The sequence below is a fragment of the Marinomonas sp. UCMA 3892 genome (assembly GCF_012726345.1).
Taxonomy (GTDB): Bacteria; Pseudomonadota; Gammaproteobacteria; order Pseudomonadales; family Marinomonadaceae; genus Marinomonas.
In genome coordinates this window covers 82,893-99,233 of the sequence record NZ_PTXN01000003.1, presented here as the reverse complement: position 1 = coordinate 99,233, position 16,341 = coordinate 82,893, and the positions used below count along the sequence as shown (strand labels likewise).

At 43.4% G+C, this 16,341-nt stretch carries 14 protein-coding genes and 1 pseudogene; 5 read left to right on the top strand and 10 right to left on the bottom strand.

Annotation, left to right across the window (positions count from 1 at the left end):
- Positions 1–3: 3 nt before the first annotated feature.
- Together B6N13_RS05795 and gss are read right to left on the bottom strand one after the other, a co-directional pair.
- Positions 4–678, bottom strand: a complete 675-nt coding sequence (locus B6N13_RS05795) for an aspartate/glutamate racemase family protein (protein WP_169458798.1) — start codon at positions 676–678, stop codon at positions 4–6.
- 64 nt (positions 679–742) lie between these two features.
- Positions 743–2,644 carry a bifunctional glutathionylspermidine amidase/synthase gene (gss, locus tag B6N13_RS05790; RefSeq protein WP_169458797.1) on the bottom strand — a complete coding sequence of 634 codons (1,902 nt, stop codon included), beginning with the start codon at positions 2,642–2,644 and terminating at the stop codon, positions 743–745.
- Positions 2,645–2,898: 254 nt separating this feature from the next.
- On the opposite strand from gss, the gene B6N13_RS05785 reads away from it, so the two are divergent.
- Complete coding sequence (locus B6N13_RS05785) at positions 2,899–3,975, top strand: alkene reductase (RefSeq protein ID WP_169458796.1); 1,077 nt, start codon at positions 2,899–2,901, stop codon at positions 3,973–3,975.
- Between the two features lie 113 nt (positions 3,976–4,088).
- Here B6N13_RS05785 and B6N13_RS05780 read toward each other — a convergent pair whose 3' ends face one another.
- Entirely contained in the window at positions 4,089–4,199 is a 111-nt protein-coding gene (locus tag B6N13_RS05780) for a hypothetical protein (protein WP_248280242.1), read from the bottom strand.
- Positions 4,200–4,216: 17 nt separating this feature from the next.
- Positions 4,217–6,538: a methyl-accepting chemotaxis protein gene (locus B6N13_RS05775; protein ID WP_169458795.1), complete on the bottom strand. Its 2,322-nt coding sequence runs from the start codon at positions 6,536–6,538 to the stop codon at positions 4,217–4,219.
- Positions 6,539–6,808: 270 nt separating this feature from the next.
- Between B6N13_RS05775 and B6N13_RS05770 the strand changes: the two genes are divergently transcribed.
- Positions 6,809–7,966, top strand: a complete 1,158-nt coding sequence (locus tag B6N13_RS05770; protein WP_169458794.1) for a methionine aminotransferase — start codon at positions 6,809–6,811, stop codon at positions 7,964–7,966.
- Between the two features lie 38 nt (positions 7,967–8,004).
- Here the strand turns inward: B6N13_RS05770 and B6N13_RS23535 are convergent.
- The 5 genes and pseudogenes from B6N13_RS23535 to B6N13_RS05750 all read right to left on the bottom strand — a co-directional run.
- Positions 8,005–8,154: pseudogene (locus B6N13_RS23535) on the bottom strand (aldehyde-activating protein); the annotation flags it as partial.
- Positions 8,112–8,411 carry a GFA family protein gene (locus B6N13_RS05765; protein ID WP_282434068.1) on the bottom strand — a complete coding sequence of 100 codons (300 nt, stop codon included), beginning with the start codon at positions 8,409–8,411 and terminating at the stop codon, positions 8,112–8,114. The pseudogene B6N13_RS23535 and the gene B6N13_RS05765, both read right to left, overlap by 43 nt.
- A 31-nt stretch (positions 8,412–8,442) precedes the next feature.
- Positions 8,443–8,718: an Lrp/AsnC ligand binding domain-containing protein gene (locus B6N13_RS05760; RefSeq protein WP_169458793.1), complete on the bottom strand. Its 276-nt coding sequence runs from the start codon at positions 8,716–8,718 to the stop codon at positions 8,443–8,445.
- Between the two features lie 123 nt (positions 8,719–8,841).
- Positions 8,842–10,179: an ATP-binding protein gene (locus tag B6N13_RS05755; RefSeq protein WP_169458792.1), complete on the bottom strand. Its 1,338-nt coding sequence runs from the start codon at positions 10,177–10,179 to the stop codon at positions 8,842–8,844.
- Positions 10,169–10,834, bottom strand: coding sequence for a response regulator transcription factor (locus B6N13_RS05750; protein ID WP_169458791.1), 666 nt, complete (start codon positions 10,832–10,834; stop codon positions 10,169–10,171). The genes B6N13_RS05755 and B6N13_RS05750 overlap by 11 nt, the downstream gene beginning before the upstream one ends.
- A gap of 196 nt (positions 10,835–11,030) precedes the next feature.
- Here B6N13_RS05750 and B6N13_RS05745 point away from each other — a divergent pair, with 196 nt between their 5' ends.
- The 3 genes from B6N13_RS05745 (at position 11,031) to B6N13_RS05735 (ending at position 15,207) form a co-directional block, all read left to right on the top strand.
- Positions 11,031–11,504 carry a DUF2271 domain-containing protein gene (locus B6N13_RS05745; protein WP_169458790.1) on the top strand — a complete coding sequence of 158 codons (474 nt, stop codon included), beginning with the start codon at positions 11,031–11,033 and terminating at the stop codon, positions 11,502–11,504.
- Positions 11,505–11,522: 18 nt separating this feature from the next.
- The gene (locus tag B6N13_RS05740) at positions 11,523–13,733 is read left to right on the top strand and encodes a PepSY domain-containing protein (protein ID WP_169458789.1); all 2,211 of its coding nucleotides are present in this window, start codon (positions 11,523–11,525) and stop codon (positions 13,731–13,733) included.
- Positions 13,734–13,917: 184 nt separating this feature from the next.
- Positions 13,918–15,207, top strand: a complete 1,290-nt coding sequence (locus tag B6N13_RS05735) for an EAL domain-containing protein (RefSeq protein WP_011978064.1) — start codon at positions 13,918–13,920, stop codon at positions 15,205–15,207.
- Positions 15,208–15,277: 70 nt separating this feature from the next.
- Here the strand turns inward: B6N13_RS05735 and ugpC are convergent, their stop codons facing one another.
- A complete protein-coding gene (ugpC, locus tag B6N13_RS05730; protein WP_011978065.1) occupies positions 15,278–16,339 on the bottom strand; it encodes a sn-glycerol-3-phosphate ABC transporter ATP-binding protein UgpC in 1,062 nt (353 codons plus the stop codon).
- Positions 16,340–16,341 lie beyond the last annotated feature (2 nt).

The following is a 16,341-nucleotide window of genomic DNA, read 5'->3' as shown; positions in this document are numbered from 1 at the left end:
GTACTAGATGAGCAATGTTCGCAAGGCCTTCACGGCGCTTTCTGGTGTGGTTAGTACAGGAATAGTCAGTCTTTCTCGAATTAAAGGAGCAGCTTTAGCAAGAGAGAACTGTCCCAACACTAGCACGTCGATATCGTTTAGTTGGAAACAGGCCTCGGCAGCAAGCCTATTGTGAGTATCCACATCACCGCTTTTTAATGCAGTTAAAGCACCTTCAACTAAAACAGGAAGTACATTAATGGTTTTACCCAGTGACTCAGCCATAGTTTCTAATTCAGCTTTGAGCGCAGGTAAAGAAGGGCCAAACGTAACCATCAAACCGATACGATTACCCATTTTAATAGCTTCTTCAAAAGCCGATTCATTTGGCCGCAAGACCGGTATTGTTAGCTGACTTTTAACCGCATTAATAGCAGGGCCAAAGGCAGAACAAGTGAATAAAATAGCATCGGTTTTATTTGCTTTACCAGTAGTACGTGCAGCGTAGTCCGCTAACTCGCTAAAGCGCTCCATCATAGCGTTATCGAGTTTACCGGCATTCGCTAAATCGATGGCCAAGGAGGTATCCAACAAGTCAAAACAAAACGCTTCAGGCCATTCTTTGAGGAAGGTTTCACGGGCTGGAATGACAGATTCTTCTAAAGCATGGATCAAGGCAATACGAGGTTGATTCGTCATAAACAGTCTCTTAGTGTTGATCATGACACACCAATACGGGGTACAGGTATTGGTGTGTTTAGGATTATTTGTTATCGATGAGATCGTCGTTTTCGATAACGCGCAAGGTCATTAAATCACTGTCTTTGGTAATGACCAAGGTTGGATCCACGCGCAAACAACTACCTGCGTAATGTCCTGCTACAGAAAAAGTACAGACTTGTGAGCGATAACCCTCAATGTCTGGCAGTTTCCATAGAGCTTGGAAGATTTGATCTTGATGAGAAAAACGACCAGCGGTTTCTTCCATTAAGGCATCTTCGCCATCGTACATGCTGATGTTAAAACCACAGCGACCAGCAATCGGTTTGCTCACGTAGCCGTTAGTTTTTAGCTCATCACTTAACTCAAATGACGATTCCAATAAATACGGATGATCGGGGAAAAGCATCCATAAAACGGGCAAAATCGCCTTATTACTAGGAATAAGCGTCCAAAGTGGTTCATAGACCATTACGTCTTTACGCAATAATACATCGACTAAACGTGGAGCTTCGCTACGAGGCACATCGGTTTTGTAATTTCGTAGACGCTGCTCATCGTCATCGCATTCAGCACGGATTTGATCGAGGGCCGTTTCCCATGCCCAAGTTTTCCATACCCAGCGGATCTTAACGCCATCTGCGTCAACAACATCTCCGTCTTCATCCCATCTTAGGCTACTGACGCCTTTTATTACTTTGCAATTCAGCCCGGCTTTTTCCATGGTGCGTTTCATGAAAAGAGCGTGGTAATTCTCTTCAAGGTCCGTGTCCTGCATGATGTGAATCACGCCTTTTACCTTGCTATTTTTCCAAGCTTCTATCAATTCATCGACCAGTTCAGTTGCTGAGCCTTCACCTTCATTGGCACCATAATGCTTGGCCCACTTTTCTTGGATGATACCGGCTTCCATATAGCAAGAAGCAGAGTCACAGTTGTACTCGTAGACCTTGATACCTTGCGATGAAAGACTGAAATCAAAGCGTCCAGTGATCATCTGATTGCGGCGATTATCCCAAGACTGGTGGATTTTGGGCCACAAGGCAGGTGGAATATTAAAGCTAGAAAGAAGATCATCGTTTTGTAATACGTAATCTGTGGCATGCATAAACAAGGCGTGCAATTCATTGGTTGCGCGTTTTAGCTCACGTTCGGCGCTTTCCGTCATCACCATATATTTGTAGTCGTCTTCCGGTCGACTGGCGAGCTTATGTCCGCCCATCATATCTACAAAGGCTTCTTCTGCGGGATTGGCTACATTTAACCAAGCGCGAGATGCTTGGCCTTTGTTAGGAACGTGGCGTATTTGCAAGTCAAACAAGGCAGGATCATCGGGTTCGATTTGTTCGGAATGGGTCTCATCATCGGTTTGTATTACCCAGCCCATTACTGAAGCATCACCATAAGAACAACGTAGCCAATAGCCGCCGTCTTCGCTAACGCGAGCATCTAATACTCGAGAATAGTCTTGGCCTTCTTGCCACACTTGATGACCGACGTTTTGCTCGACCAAGTACAAGCGATCTGGCAAGACTTTTGTCACAATTGCCACGTGTCCGGTCACTTCAAACTCACCGCCTTCGTTCCAAATCAGCAGGGCGCCGACTTCTGGATGACGCAAGGAGCCATTACGAAATGATTTTAGCGGCAAGCGGCTTTCGTCGGCGATTAGGCGTACTGAGGTGAGGCGAAAAATATCATATGCCATGGCGACGTCATCAAAGATGTAACCTTTGTTTAGATACAGCCAACGACGGGCAAACTCTACGCATTGCCATTTGTAGCCCATAAAAATACCGTCAACATAACTACGATAAGCGTGACGGTTTGGTAGCTCATTATCATCAGCGGAATCGTAATCGGAAGAGTAAACCGGCACATTACCTGGAGCTATGCCTAACAAGGTGCCAAATGGAGCCATTGGCCTATTGGAATCAGATGTCATTAGGTTTAATTCCCTCACACAGAAAGTGTTTTAAAGGGTAAAAGAAAGGCGACATAACTATCGTCTGGTGCTCGCAATATAGACCTTGAAAAGTTCAGCTGCAAGCACTGGTAGTGCTTATTTTTCGAGCTACTATTTATTGAACTTGGAATGCCTATTCAGGAAAGAAAGTGCACTAGATTGTTTTTTAAAATAACTGCCATATGTAGTGTTTATCCTTGATATCAAGATTGAAACTTATTCCGGAGTTCATAATGACAAGCACAGAAACAAACCTGTTCAGCCCAGTAAAGTTGGGGAGCTTAGAGTTGCCAAATCGTTTTATTATGGCTCCTTTAACCCGCACTCGTGCACCAGGGCATCTGCCAAATGCTTTGATGGCCGAGTACTATGCTCAGCGAGCAAGTACCGGATTGTTGATTACGGAATGCACAATGGTAACGGAAGGTTCATCCACATTTGGCGATGACCCCGGTATTTATTCGCAAGAGCAAATAGAAGGCTGGAAACTAACTACACAAGCTGTACATGAAAAAGGCGGCCGTATTTTTATGCAAATTTGGCATGGTGGCCGTGCTGCGCATCCTTTGTTAAATGGTGGTAAAGAGTCGGTATCTGCCAGCGCGATTGCCATTGACGGTGAAACCCATACTCCAGAAGGCAAAAAACCGTACGCCGTGCCTCGTGCGTTAACCGTTGAAGAAATAAAAGACATTGTTAATGACTTTCGCCAAGCGGCAATTAATGCAAAAGAAGCGGGCTTTGATGGCGTAGAAATTCATGGTGCTAACGGTTATTTGATTGACCAGTTTTTACGTGAAAGCTCAAACCAGCGCACCGATGAATATGGCGGTTCTTTAGAAAACCGTGTGCGTTTTTTGACTGAAATTTTAGAAGCTGTAACAGATGTTTTGGGCAGCGGCCGAGTTGGTTTGCGCTTGTCGCCTTTAAACACTTTCCAAAGCATGAGAGAAAATGACCCCGTTACTTGGACGCGCTTTTTATCCGAGCATTTAAATCAGTTTAACTTGGCATATTTACATTTAATGCGTGCAGACTTCTTTGCGGAGCAACAAGCCGATGTTGTGAGCGTGGCTCGTGAGCACTACAAAGGGCATTTAATGGTTAATATGGGTTATTCACCTGAAGAAGCCAATCAAGTGATTGAGAGCAATCAAGCGGACAGTGTGGCCTTTGGTAAAGGCATTCTGGCGAATCCAGATTTTGTTGAGAGAGTTCGAGTGGGAGCTGAGTTAAACGAGCCTAACCCTGATACTTTCTACACATCTGGTAAAGAAGGTTATACCGATTACCCGTTTATGACAGCGTAGAACACTATCCTGATGTAACCTAAAACGCCAAGGCTAGCCTTGGCGTTTTTATGTCTACTGGATTTATCCGTGGGGAAGAAAGGCTCTTACGAGGATAAATAAAATCGAAGAGCCTAAAATAAACAACCTAGTGCAGTGTAAAAAGCCGCAGTAATACAGCCGTAAGAAATCAATTTAGCATCTGTGGTCGCCAGTCCTGCGGCGACCTCGCTGGATGTTCCCATTAAACCGCCAACTAAGCTTATTTGTTAACTTTAAATTGAGCGCTTAATGATAAAAGCTCGCTGCTAATTTTGGATAAGTTTTCACTAGCACTTGATACTTCATTCGCTCCTTCAGATGAGGAATTACCTAGAATTACAATTTGCGTAACGTTTTTATTTATTTCTTCCGCTACCAAGCTTTGTTCTTCCGCAGCGCTTGCTATTTGGATGTTCATATCGGTTATTGCTGTAACTCCTCTAGATATCTCGCTTAGTGCATCTTTAGCTTTGTAAGCTTGTTCTATTGTTTGGTTCGCATGTTCTTCGTTCACCGCCATAGCGCTTACTGCTTCCTTGCTACGATTCTGAAGCATATTAATAATGTCATTGATTCGTAGTGTCGATTCTTGGGTTCGAGCCGCCAACGTACGAACTTCATCTGCAACGACAGCAAACCCTCGTCCTTGCTCTCCTGCTCGTGCTGCTTCGATTGCAGCATTTAATGCCAGCAAATTAGTTTGTTCAGCAATGCCGTTAATTACATCAAGGATTTGAGAAATTTGTTGGCTATCTTCGCTGAGTCGGTGAACAACATTAGAGGAATTTTTTAGCTCAACATTTAATTTTTGTAAATGAGACTCTGTGCTTTCAATGGTCTGCAATCCTATCTTTGCAGCGTTATCAGCATCTCTGGCGGAAGTGGCTGCCATTGATGCGTTGTTAGCTATTTCATTTACAGTGGCGACCATCTCGTGCATTGCTGTAGCTAGCTGCTCACTCTCACCTTGCTGCTGTAGCATATTTTTTTGAGTCTGGTGACTGACATCAGCTAAATGCTCAGAGGATGTAGCAAGTTGATTCGTTGTCCCCGTGATTTGCTTAACAATATTTTCGAAGGTTTCTAATAAATTATTAATATTGTTACTGATTTCTGATATTTCATCTTTCCCTGCTATTGCTACTCTTCGAGATAAATCTTTATTAAGGCTAATATCATTAATAAAACGATTGAGCTTCATTATTGGTGTAGTGAGCTTACTCGAAAAAAACAATCCAATAATGACCGCTAAAATACTAGCTCCAAGCAATGATAGGAGTGCAGTTATTAGGATTGAATGAGCTAGATCTGTAGCTGCTTGAAATGCTTCTTTTGTATCAATTTCGCTTATTAGTACCCAATTTAAGCCGGAAAAATTAACCGGAGTATAAGAAGATAAAACTGAAATGTTTCGATAGTCGAAGATTTTTTTATTTCCAGACTCTCCTGCCAACGCAGCTCTTACTGAAGGGGTATCTATTGTTTGAACCCCAACATTATTTTTTCGAAGTGATATCTCTTCTATTTCTATTTGAGGTATTTTAGTACTTTTGAGACTGGCTATATAGCTATCTGGATTTTCAGCCAAAAAACGATTAATACTTGCAGCTTTTAGATTATCGTTTACAAGGTAGCTCTCTCCAGAAAGACCTAGACCAGAGTTAGACCAATCATTATCGCCAGTCATGATGTTATTAATTTGATCGATAGGGATTTGAAAAGCCAATACTCCTACTTTTTTTCCGTCTACAAATAGCGGTTTTGCTATAAATGAAGCTGCAGCGCCATAAGAAGCGGTATAAGGAGAAAAGTCTACAATGGCGTATTTTTCGTTGTTGCTGAGTTCATTTGCTTGGCGGAAGACATTTGCTAGGCCGCTATCTATATTAGTTTCATTCATTAGCGAAGTTGCGAAATCTATTTCTTTGTAGACGCTATAAACTACCTCGCCAGAAGTTGAAATCAAAAAAATATCATAAAGTCCGAACGTTTCTAAGTAGCTACGAATATAAGGGTGATACTGAGCATGTACTTGATCATAAATTGCGGCAGATTTTGCAGCATCCAGTTTATGTTTAGCACCAAGAGGCTGTTTGTTATTCGAGATGTAACGAAACTGTAAGGATTTTTCTTTGGTACTTAGAGAATCCATAAGCATATTAATATCTATAGACTTATGATTTAGTCTTTCATATTCTTTTGAAAATACAGTTTCGTAGTAAGATGCTAGGTTAGTGTTTTCTTCTGTTGTTAGACTCCCATCTGCGTTCTCACTTTCAAAAGCAGAACTGAAATCTACCATCGCTGTTTTAATGGTCGGATTGTTAGATTGAGCAGTTATTTGATTAACCGTAGAGTTTAAATAACGCTCAATACTTTTTTTGCGAGCTTCACGAACCGAAATTAATTTATCGGTTGCAGATTGTTCTAATGACTCACTTGATTTTTCTTTCGTTTGGAAATAAATAACGCTTGTTAATAAGGATAGCGATAAGATCGTGGACAATAGAAAAATGAAAGTGGTTTTCGCCTTAATAGACATATTTTAATCCTCAAATACGATGTCTGAGAATTCTAATTTCTTAGTGTTTTTATTCAAGTTACATGGTGTTGTGGAAATGTTTCCTTTCTGTAATGTTAAATTTTTTTCAGTAAAATAGCTGGCTTTTGATGTGAAACAAAACCTAATTTTGAACGTGAAACATAACTGTGAAAATAGCGACGATAGCCTTTGACTCAGCGTTCTTTTTTCATGGAAAATGAGTTTCTATCTACTAATGTACGTGCCTCACTTTTAACAGGGTAAAACATCGTGACCATCGCTTCAGTTCTTATTTCCAAGTTGCCCTCTGTTGGCACTACTATTTTTACCAAAATGTCCGCTCTTGCGGCCGAAAAAGGGGCGATTAACTTGTCGCAAGGATTTCCAGACTTCCCACCTGACTCTCGATTATTGGAGCGCGCATCCCAAGCTATTTTAACCGGCAATAATCAATATTCACCTATGACAGGCTTGCCGATGCTCAGAGAGGCAATTGCCCGTTTGATCGAGGGGCATTATGGCCGAAAAGTTAATTCGAATGATGATATTACGGTGACGAGTGGGGCATCGGAAGCCATTTTTGATGCGATTGCAGCTTTAGTTCATGACGGCGATGAAGTGATTTTATTCGATCCCGCCTATGATTTATATGAACCCGCGGTGACGTTAGCGGGCGGTGTTTGTCGACGAGTGATCTTGAAAGCGCCAGACTTCCGTCCTGACTGGCAGGCGTTTTCTGAGTTGCTAACGGATAAGACGCGTTTGGTCATCATCAACACGCCACATAATCCAACTGGCAGTTGTTGGTTGGAAGAGGATTTAGAATCTTTGTGGCAAGCAATTGCCCAGCGTGACATCTATGTCTTATCCGATGAAGTGTATGAATTCATTCACTTTGGTAAATCCGCAGTAAGTGTTCACCAACACCCTGAGCTAATTAAACGAAGCTTAGTCGTATCTTCTTTTGGTAAAAGCTTTCATTTAACTGGCTGGAAGGTGGGCTATATTGTGGCTCCGAAAGCCTTAACGGTTGAACTGCGAAAAGTGCATCAGTTTGTTTCTTTCTGTACGGCCACGCCGTTGCAACAAGCCTTGGCGGAGCATTTAATAGCGGAACCTGAAGCCAGCGCGGGATTGTCAGGGTTTTACCAACAAAAACGGGATGTATTGCGAAACGCGTTGGCAGACAGTCGATTCACTCTGCTACCTTGTACTGGGACCTATTTTCAATTGCTGGATTACAGTGAGATTAGTGATTTGGACGATGTGGCTTTCTGTGAATGGCTTATTGATCAAGTCGGTGTGGCAGCGATACCTGTGAGTGTTTTTTATCAGCAACCACCAACAAATCAGCGCCTCATTCGCTTATGCTTCGCGAAAGAAGAAAGTACCTTGTTAGACGCTGCTCAGCGGCTAGCTCGCCTATAAAGTGACTCGGCGAAACATAAGGTTCGCCGAGCTGTATTTTACTGAGGCAAGGTCTCAAATGCCGGAACCTCGCTGAGGTGCTCGTCCCAGTTGCCTTTGCTGCCCATAAATATGTGGGCTTGCGGTGTTATGTCTACCTCGCTATCTAGGCATCCGGCTGGAACCACGACCACGTCACGCGCTTTTGCATCGGTTGGAACATTTGATCCGCATGCAGAACAAAATGTGCGTGAAAATGGGTGTTTTCGAGCTGATAAAAACTAAGCTTGTCTTCACCACTTAGCCAAGTTAGCTTCGCCCCAGGAGCGAATAAGTTAGCGCAATGGGCGCTTCCTGATGTTTTTTGACAGCGGCTGCAATGACAAAGGAAGAACTTCTTAAACTCGCCTTCCAATTCAAATTTAACCGCGCCACATAAGCAAGATCCAGTGTGAAGATGGCTCATAATTACTCGCTCCAATAAAAGAGTTGTAAAGCTAAACGCCTACGGAAAACATGCCTTCTAGGTCATCTTTAGAATAGGCTTTAAACGCTAGCATGGTCTCTGTTTTGATAATGTAATCAATTTGTGCCAGTTGTTGTGTTACTAGATCAGAAATCTCATCGTTGCTTTGTACGCGTGCAATGGCCGCGATATCGTATGGACCACTAACTGAGTAAACTTCTGCCAAACCTTCAATGGAAGCGAGCTTTTCGGCGACTTGGTTAATGTATTTTTTCTCAACAGAAAGCATGATGATAGCAGTAACCATGGGTGTTTCCTCTTTGGGTTATTAGTGTGCGCTGTTATTCGAATAAAACAGATTTCGAAGAGAGTGTGTCAGCGAATAGAAGGGAATTAAAGCACCTTAAGCGACGATTTACAAAGGCACATGTTAGCAAGGCTTAGAGATGCTTATGCCTAAGTTCAGCTCCACTTCGAAACCATCTTGTTTTCCGCTGGCGGGAGAGCGAAGTTGTAAGGTGAGTTCTGCTCCTTTGGCAATTGCATCGACAATCGCTAGTCCCAGACCGGAGCCAGGCGCCGTTGTATTTGCTCGCACAAATCGATTACGTAATAAAACGAGGTCTTGCGGTGCAACAAGATCGCACTCATTTACCACTCGTAGCGTACCGTCTGCCTGCAAACTGACATCCACTGGACGATTAGGTCGGCCATGTTTGAGCGCATTTTCAATTAAGTTACGCGCGAGAATGGCAAAGGCATCGGGGTCTAACAAAGAGTTAATGTCACCTGTCGGCAAGGTTAATTTAATACGTTCTGGGGTTTGACGACTAAAGTCGCCCACTATCATCTTCAATATAGGTACAAGGTTATGTGGTTGTTGTGAAATGGCACCACCACCTTCTGCTTTGGCTAATTCGAGTAATTTCTCTGACTGCTTTGATAGACTTTTTAGCGAGCTTTCAACATCCGCAATTTGCCGTTTTAATTGCTCGTCTTGTGTGATCGATTTGATTCGTTGTACCTTGGCCAACGCTGTCGCCAGAGGCGTACGTAATTCATGGGCACTGTTGGCGGTAAAACTGCGTTCTGCTTCTAATGTGCGGCGTAGTCGTTCGAGCAAGCGATTGACGGCTACAGCGATAGGTTTGAATTCTTTGGGTAGTTTTTCCATTTCCACTGGCGATAAGTTCCCTGCGCCACGTTCTTCAATAGCATGTTGAAAGATAACGACTTTACGAAGAGACAATCGAATAATCCACCAGATACCTAACAAACTAATTGGTGCTAAAAACAGTAAGGGAAGCAGTAGTGCAATCGCTGCCTCCATGAGATCTTCTTCCCTGTGCTCTAGCGGTTCAGCCACTGCAATATAAACATGGTGCTCTAATGCGGATGTGGTGTAAATCCGATGGGTCGAGGTATTAGAGAAGCCTATTTTTAGGTCTTCGCCAAATATCTGCGGATTGGCATCTTTAGAGCGCAATAGAACATTGCCTTGCTGGTCTTTGACTACATAGGTCAGGTATTCATCATCGTTTTCTAAAGTAGGGATACCTAATTTATCGTTATTTTGTTGTTTGAAGGAATCGGTAATCACCAAGGGCAGAATATGTTGGGCCGATTTTTTGAGCGCTTTGTCGAAAGATTCGTTCATCTCCTTTTGCACCACCAAACCCGAAGTTATGGCGCCGAATAGCCAAAGTAATGAGACTCCCAAAGTCAGGCCGATGCTCAGGCTTTTCTTTAAGCTGGTATTAGTGCTCATAAGTCTCCAAACGATAACCCATGTTTCTGACGGTAATAATGACATCTCGGCCTAGTTTCTTGCGTAACCGACTGATGTAAACTTCAATGGTGTTGCTCTCGATCTCGGCACCGAATTGGTACAAGCGGTCTTCAAGCTGCGAGCGAGATAGAAGCGTCCCTGGGCGTTGTACAAAGCCTTCGAATAGCGCCCATTCGCGCGCAGTCAACTCCACTGCTTGTCCATTCGCCCTAATGCGATGTTCACACAGATCTATTTCTAAATGACCGATTTTGACGAGTGGATTTGGGTCGCCACGATAACGCCGAGCAACGGCTCCGACACGAGCGGATAATTCAGAAAGGTCGAAAGGCTTGATTAAATAATCGTCGGCTCCGGCGTTTAGTCCTTCAATTCGGTCAGACACCTGATCACGAGCTGTAAGAATGATTACGGGGGTTGAGTTTCCTGATTTTCTAAGGCTTTTTAAAAAATCAAAGCCATTACCATCCGGTAACATGAGATCGAGTAGAATCAAATTATAGCTGGTGGCTTTCACGCTGACTTCGGCAAAACTCAGGCTTTGTACCCAATCTACAGCGTGGCCGTCGTCACGAATTTGATCCCGAACGGCTTCTCCTAACCCAGTTGTATCTTCTATTAACAATACTCGCATGCCATATCTCTGATTCTATTGTTTTGCTCATCATAGCTCATCGACCTGACATTAACCTGAATGACGCGGATTTTTGTCTTGTTAGCTTTTTGTGCCTTCTTAAGAACTTGTGTCTTTTTCAGAAAAACATTCGCGTTCAGCTCAGAGTCAGGTAAGGGTTATAGAGTGTGCTTAACAGACATAAAAGGAAACCACGATGAAACACATTCTATTGGCGTTAAGCATTTTTTCAGGCTTGGCATTGTCCATGTCAGCACAGGCTCGGGAAGTAACCTTTACTACCCAACTGGCTCGCTACAATGGCAGCGGCGCGTATTTTGCGATTTATCTTCTGGACGCCAATGACAAGTACCAGCAGACGATTTGGGTTGCAGGAAAAGAACGTAAGTATTATTCGCACTTACGTGGCTGGTCTCGTGCAAGCGGTAAAAAAAGTGCTGAATACGATGGCAAAACTGGAGCGAGCATTACCAGTGGTAGAGCGTTAAACATTACTCAGAACATAGACGATAGCTTGATCGACTCTGGCTATAAAATAGTGATTGATAGCGCTGTCGAAGACGCAAACAGCAACCAAGCGGATGTGTCGACGCCTTTGACAACAGCAGGATCCGGCAAAGCAGTAATCGGATCTGGATACGTGATGTCATTTACCTACGATCTTAAATAAGCGGGTGGAGTAAAGGTTATGTTGCGCAAATTGCATGGTTTACCAAGTTTGGCGGTGATGTTGTTTGTTATAACGCTGGCCTGTACTGGTGCGGTGCTGTCTTTGATGCCGACATTTCATCGAGCCGTCGCTGTGATTCCTGCCGCTGGCGAAATAAGCGCGGCAACGCTGGCGCAGCATGTCGTGACACATTTTCCTCAAGTCGAACGCATCGAGCGAGATCTTTCTGGCGAAGTCATTGTTCATTATCAACAAGATAATAAAATTCACGCAGACTTGGTTAATCCGTTAACGGGTGAAAGCATTGCTCCGTATAAACCTTCCGCTGTGATGGTTTGGGTAAAGAATCTGCATCGTTCTTTTTTATTGGGTGATACGGGTCGAATCATGGCGGGCGTGACCGCTGGTTTTATGGTGCTGATTTGTCTTTCTGGAACCTTTTTATTGGTGCGTCGCATTGGTGGTTGGAAAGCCTTAGTTAGACCTTTTAAAGGCAAAGGCGGCAAACGCATTCATTCGGAGTTAGCGCGTTTCGCCGTACTTGGTTTGCTACTGTCCTCATTAACCGGTGCCTATATGTCAGCACTGCGCTTTGGTGTCTTTACCGATCATACTTATGTAGAAGCCGAGTTCCCGAATGCTGTATCGGGTGGACGGCCAGCTTCTGTTAGTTCGTTAATAGCATTAAAAAACATAGATTTAAGTGAACTGCGAGAGCTCACCTTTCCTGCTCCTAATGACCGACAAGATGTCTATTCTTTAACGACTCGCCATGGTGCTGGTTTTGTCGATCAATCAACAGGGCAATGGCTTTCTTTTGAGCCTTTACCTGAAAGCGGTGCGTTTCAGCAGTGGGTGACGAAACTCCACACAGGTGAAGGTTTGTGGTGGTTAGGGTTAATCCTAGGAGCTTCTGCGTTGACTGTGCCGGTGTTGTCTTATACTGGTGCTCGGTCTTGGTGGATTCGTCGCCGTTCGGCCATTACCCAAACCAATAGCCAGACTAACAAGGTGAGTTTTGAGCAAGCGGATACCATTATTTTGGTCGGATCAGAGGGCAATACAACTTGGGGATTTGCTCGAGATCTGCAAGCAAACCTCTGTAAAGCGGGTTGTAGGGTGTATTGCGCTGAGATGAACCAATTGGCGGATTATTATCCACAAGCTAAGCGATTGTTTATTTTAACTTCGACCTACGGCAATGGCGATGCACCGTCTTCTGCCCATAATTTTTTAACAAAATTAGGGAGCTTTCGGCCGGATCAGACCCTGCAATTTGCCGTATTGGGCTTCGGTGATCAGCAGTTTTCGCAATTCTGTCAGTATGCGCTAGATGTGGATGCAGCTCTGCAAAACAAAGGCATAGCTCGTCTTCATTCGGTAGGTTTGATCAATCGAGGTTCTTCTGCACAATTTCGGGAATGGGGTAATCTGATTTCTCACGTTACAAATATTCCGCTAGCCTTAACTCATAACCCACTGCCCACTCCGACCGCAAAACTGACATTGATAGATCGTGAAGACTATGGCCTAGAAGGCTTGGCTGCCACGAGCATTTTTCGTTTTAGCGCAACGGGTAAGGATCCCTTACCTCTTTTTGAAGCGGGAGACTTATTGGGGATTGTGCCACCAAATGATGACGTGGCGCGTTTTTATTCCTTAGCATCCTCAACAACAGATGGCGTATTAGAAATCTGCGTACGCAAACAGCCTCATGGTGTTTGTTCTGGTTATTTACATAGCTTAAGACTAGGTGATGGAATTAAAGGTTTTATTCGCCAAAATCCTGAGTTTCGTCCTGCGGTTGGTGATAATCCAGTCATTCTTATTGGTGCTGGCGCGGGCATAGGTCCGTTGGCGGGATTTATTCGCAAAAATACTCAGCGTAATCCGATGTTCCTTTACTGGGGCGGACGCAATGAAGAGGCTGATTTTCTTTATCAGCCAGACCTAGGTCGCTACCTTGAGGATCATCGTTTAACTGGACTACAAACGGCTTTCTCTCAGACCAAAAGCCAAGCCGCTGAAAAAGCGTACGTGCAGGACAAGCTGTTAGAAGATCAAACCGCGGTACGGCAAATGTTAGAGCAAGGTGCGCAGATCCTTGTTTGTGGCGGCCGGGACATGGCTGCAGGCGTTGCTCAAGCAATTAATGACATTCTTAAACCCTTGCAGATCAATGTTGACGCCTTAAAAGCCCAGGGCCGTTATTTGGAGGATGTTTATTAGCTCCGTTTACCTAATGATTCATTTATTTACATAATGACATTAAGAAACAACGATAGACTCAATTGGTTACCTAATAACGTCTAAACAACACAGTAAGAACGTCAGTGCCTCTGTTATCCTGAATTTAGTTTTTTGGGATGATTTTCATATCCAATGCATATAAATAAATTCTCAGAGGTAGAGAATGCGCGAGACAATGATGCTGAAAATTAACGATGATGTTGACTTGTTGTCTGCTATTTTAAGCATGCAGAGCAAGGGCGAAATTCAGGCTGAAGACTCTTTGACTATGGCTCTGCACCAGGACTTAGATCATTTGATTCAAACCATTCGTCAGCATTTGGGAATGGATACAGCTTTTTTATCTCGTTTTCATCATGGCTATCGCGAAATGCTTCATGTTGATAATAGTGTTGGCAGTACCACTGTTCTTCATCAAGGTCATAAAGATAAAAATGAAGAAACCTATTGCCGGCTGATCGCGGATAAAAAGCTGCCAAGCATCATTCCAGATACCTCAAAAAATAAACTAACAAAAGACTTAGCCGTTACCAAAGCGTTGAATATTGGTAGTTACATCGGCGTACCAATTTATCTATCCGACGATTCCATTTACGGCACTTTATGCTGTTTTAGCGAGCGAGCAGATAAATCTTTATCAAATAAAGACTTATCGCTTTTAACCCTGTTTGCAAAATTTGCAGCGCGTAATATTGAAAAAGAACTTATTGTTTCAAAAGTGCAGCAAATAGCCCGTGATGATCTCTTCGATATTATCAATAAAAAACGGCTTAATATTGTCCTCCAGCCCATTTATGATTTGAAAAAGAAGAGTGTTCAAGGCTTTGAGTGTTTATCGCGCTTTCAAACCGAACCATACCGTTCCCCTGATTATTGGTTCAATAAAGCCAATGTGTCTGGTATTGGTGAAGTGCTTGAGTTGTTTGCCATTGAGGAGGCGCTTAATTTGTTGCCTGATATTCCAGAGCAATATTATATAACCCTAAATATTTCCCCTAAGCATCTTACCTCGCCTTATCTGCAAGCCATGTTAGATAAAGCACCTTTGCATAGAATTGTTTTGGAGGTGACTGAGCGAGAATGTATTCCAGACTACAAAGCATTTCGTAACGCGATTCGGCCATTTCGAAAACGAGGCATGCGACTTGCTGTCGATGATGCAGGAGCTGGTTTTGCAAGTTTTCAGCACATACTGGAGCTGCAAGCAGACATCATTAAATTAGATAGAAGTTTAATTTCTAATATCAATTCAGATCACAGAAAAAGAGCTTTGGTTGCCGCTTTAATCGGCTTTGCAAAAGAAACCAAAAGCAACGTTCTCGGTGAAGGTGTGGAGACCTTGGCAGAGCTGGAAGCACTACAAGAGTTAGGGGCTCAAACAATTCAAGGATACTTTTTTTGCCATCCGCTGCCAATTGATGATGTGTTAGCTTTTTGCTCTAGTCGAGTTTAGTTTGTACGAAAAGAGCCTCTTTAATGAGGCTCTTTACCATGATTATCGTAATAAAAGTGGCTTGTCTTTTTTAGAATACATGAACCTTTTCGATATCAAAACACAGGCTTATTTCTTCGTCGACTTCAAAGACTTTATCTTCATTAATAGACGCAATTACCTTATTGCCATCAGCTAATGTAATGTCTAGCACGGTTTCGGTACCAAGACGTTCTGATAATGATACACGGCCATGCATTGAACCTTTTATTTCACCGTGATGAGGCTCTAAATACTGAGGACGAATCCCTAGCTCAAGCGTGTCTCCAATGGCAACATCACGATCGTGTCTAGGTAAAACCACCTCATCTATAACGTCTGAACTGACGGTGATGCTGTCGTTATCATGAGCCACCACTTTTACTTTCACAAAGTTCATTGATGGAGAGCCAAGAAACCCTGCGACAAAGCGATTTGCTGGCTTATGGAAAAGCTCCATTGGTGAGCCAATTTGTTGCACTTCTCCATCTTTGAGCACGACGATTTTGTCCGCTAAAGTCATCGCTTCAACTTGGTCGTGAGTCACATAAATCATGGTGGCATCGAGTTTTTTATGCAGCTTTGAAATCTCCATTCTCATATCCATCCGCAAGGCGGCGTCTAAATTTGAGAGCGGTTCATCAAATAAAAACACTTTAGGATTACGAACAATGGCGCGACCTATCGCAACACGTTGTCTTTGACCTCCAGACAGTTGGCTAGGGCGACGATCCAGCAAATGTTCCATTTGCAGAATCTGTGCAGCTTCGTTTACCCGTTGCACTTTTTCATCTTTAGGAACGCCAGATACGGTTAATCCAAAGCCAACGTTCTCTCGTACCGTCATGTGAGGAAAAATGGCATAAGATTGGAAAACCATGGCGATCCCTCGGTCCTTTGGTTGTAAGTCATTGACGACTTTTCCATCTATGGTTAACTCACCACCAGAAATATCTTCAAGCCCTGCTATCATGCGTAAAAGAGTGGATTTACCACAACCAGAAGGGCCAACAAAAACAACGAACTCGCCGTCTTTGATATCGATATCGACGCCCTTAATAATACGAGTAGAGCCGTAGTTTTTTTCAATGGATTTTAGCTGTAAATCCGCCATGA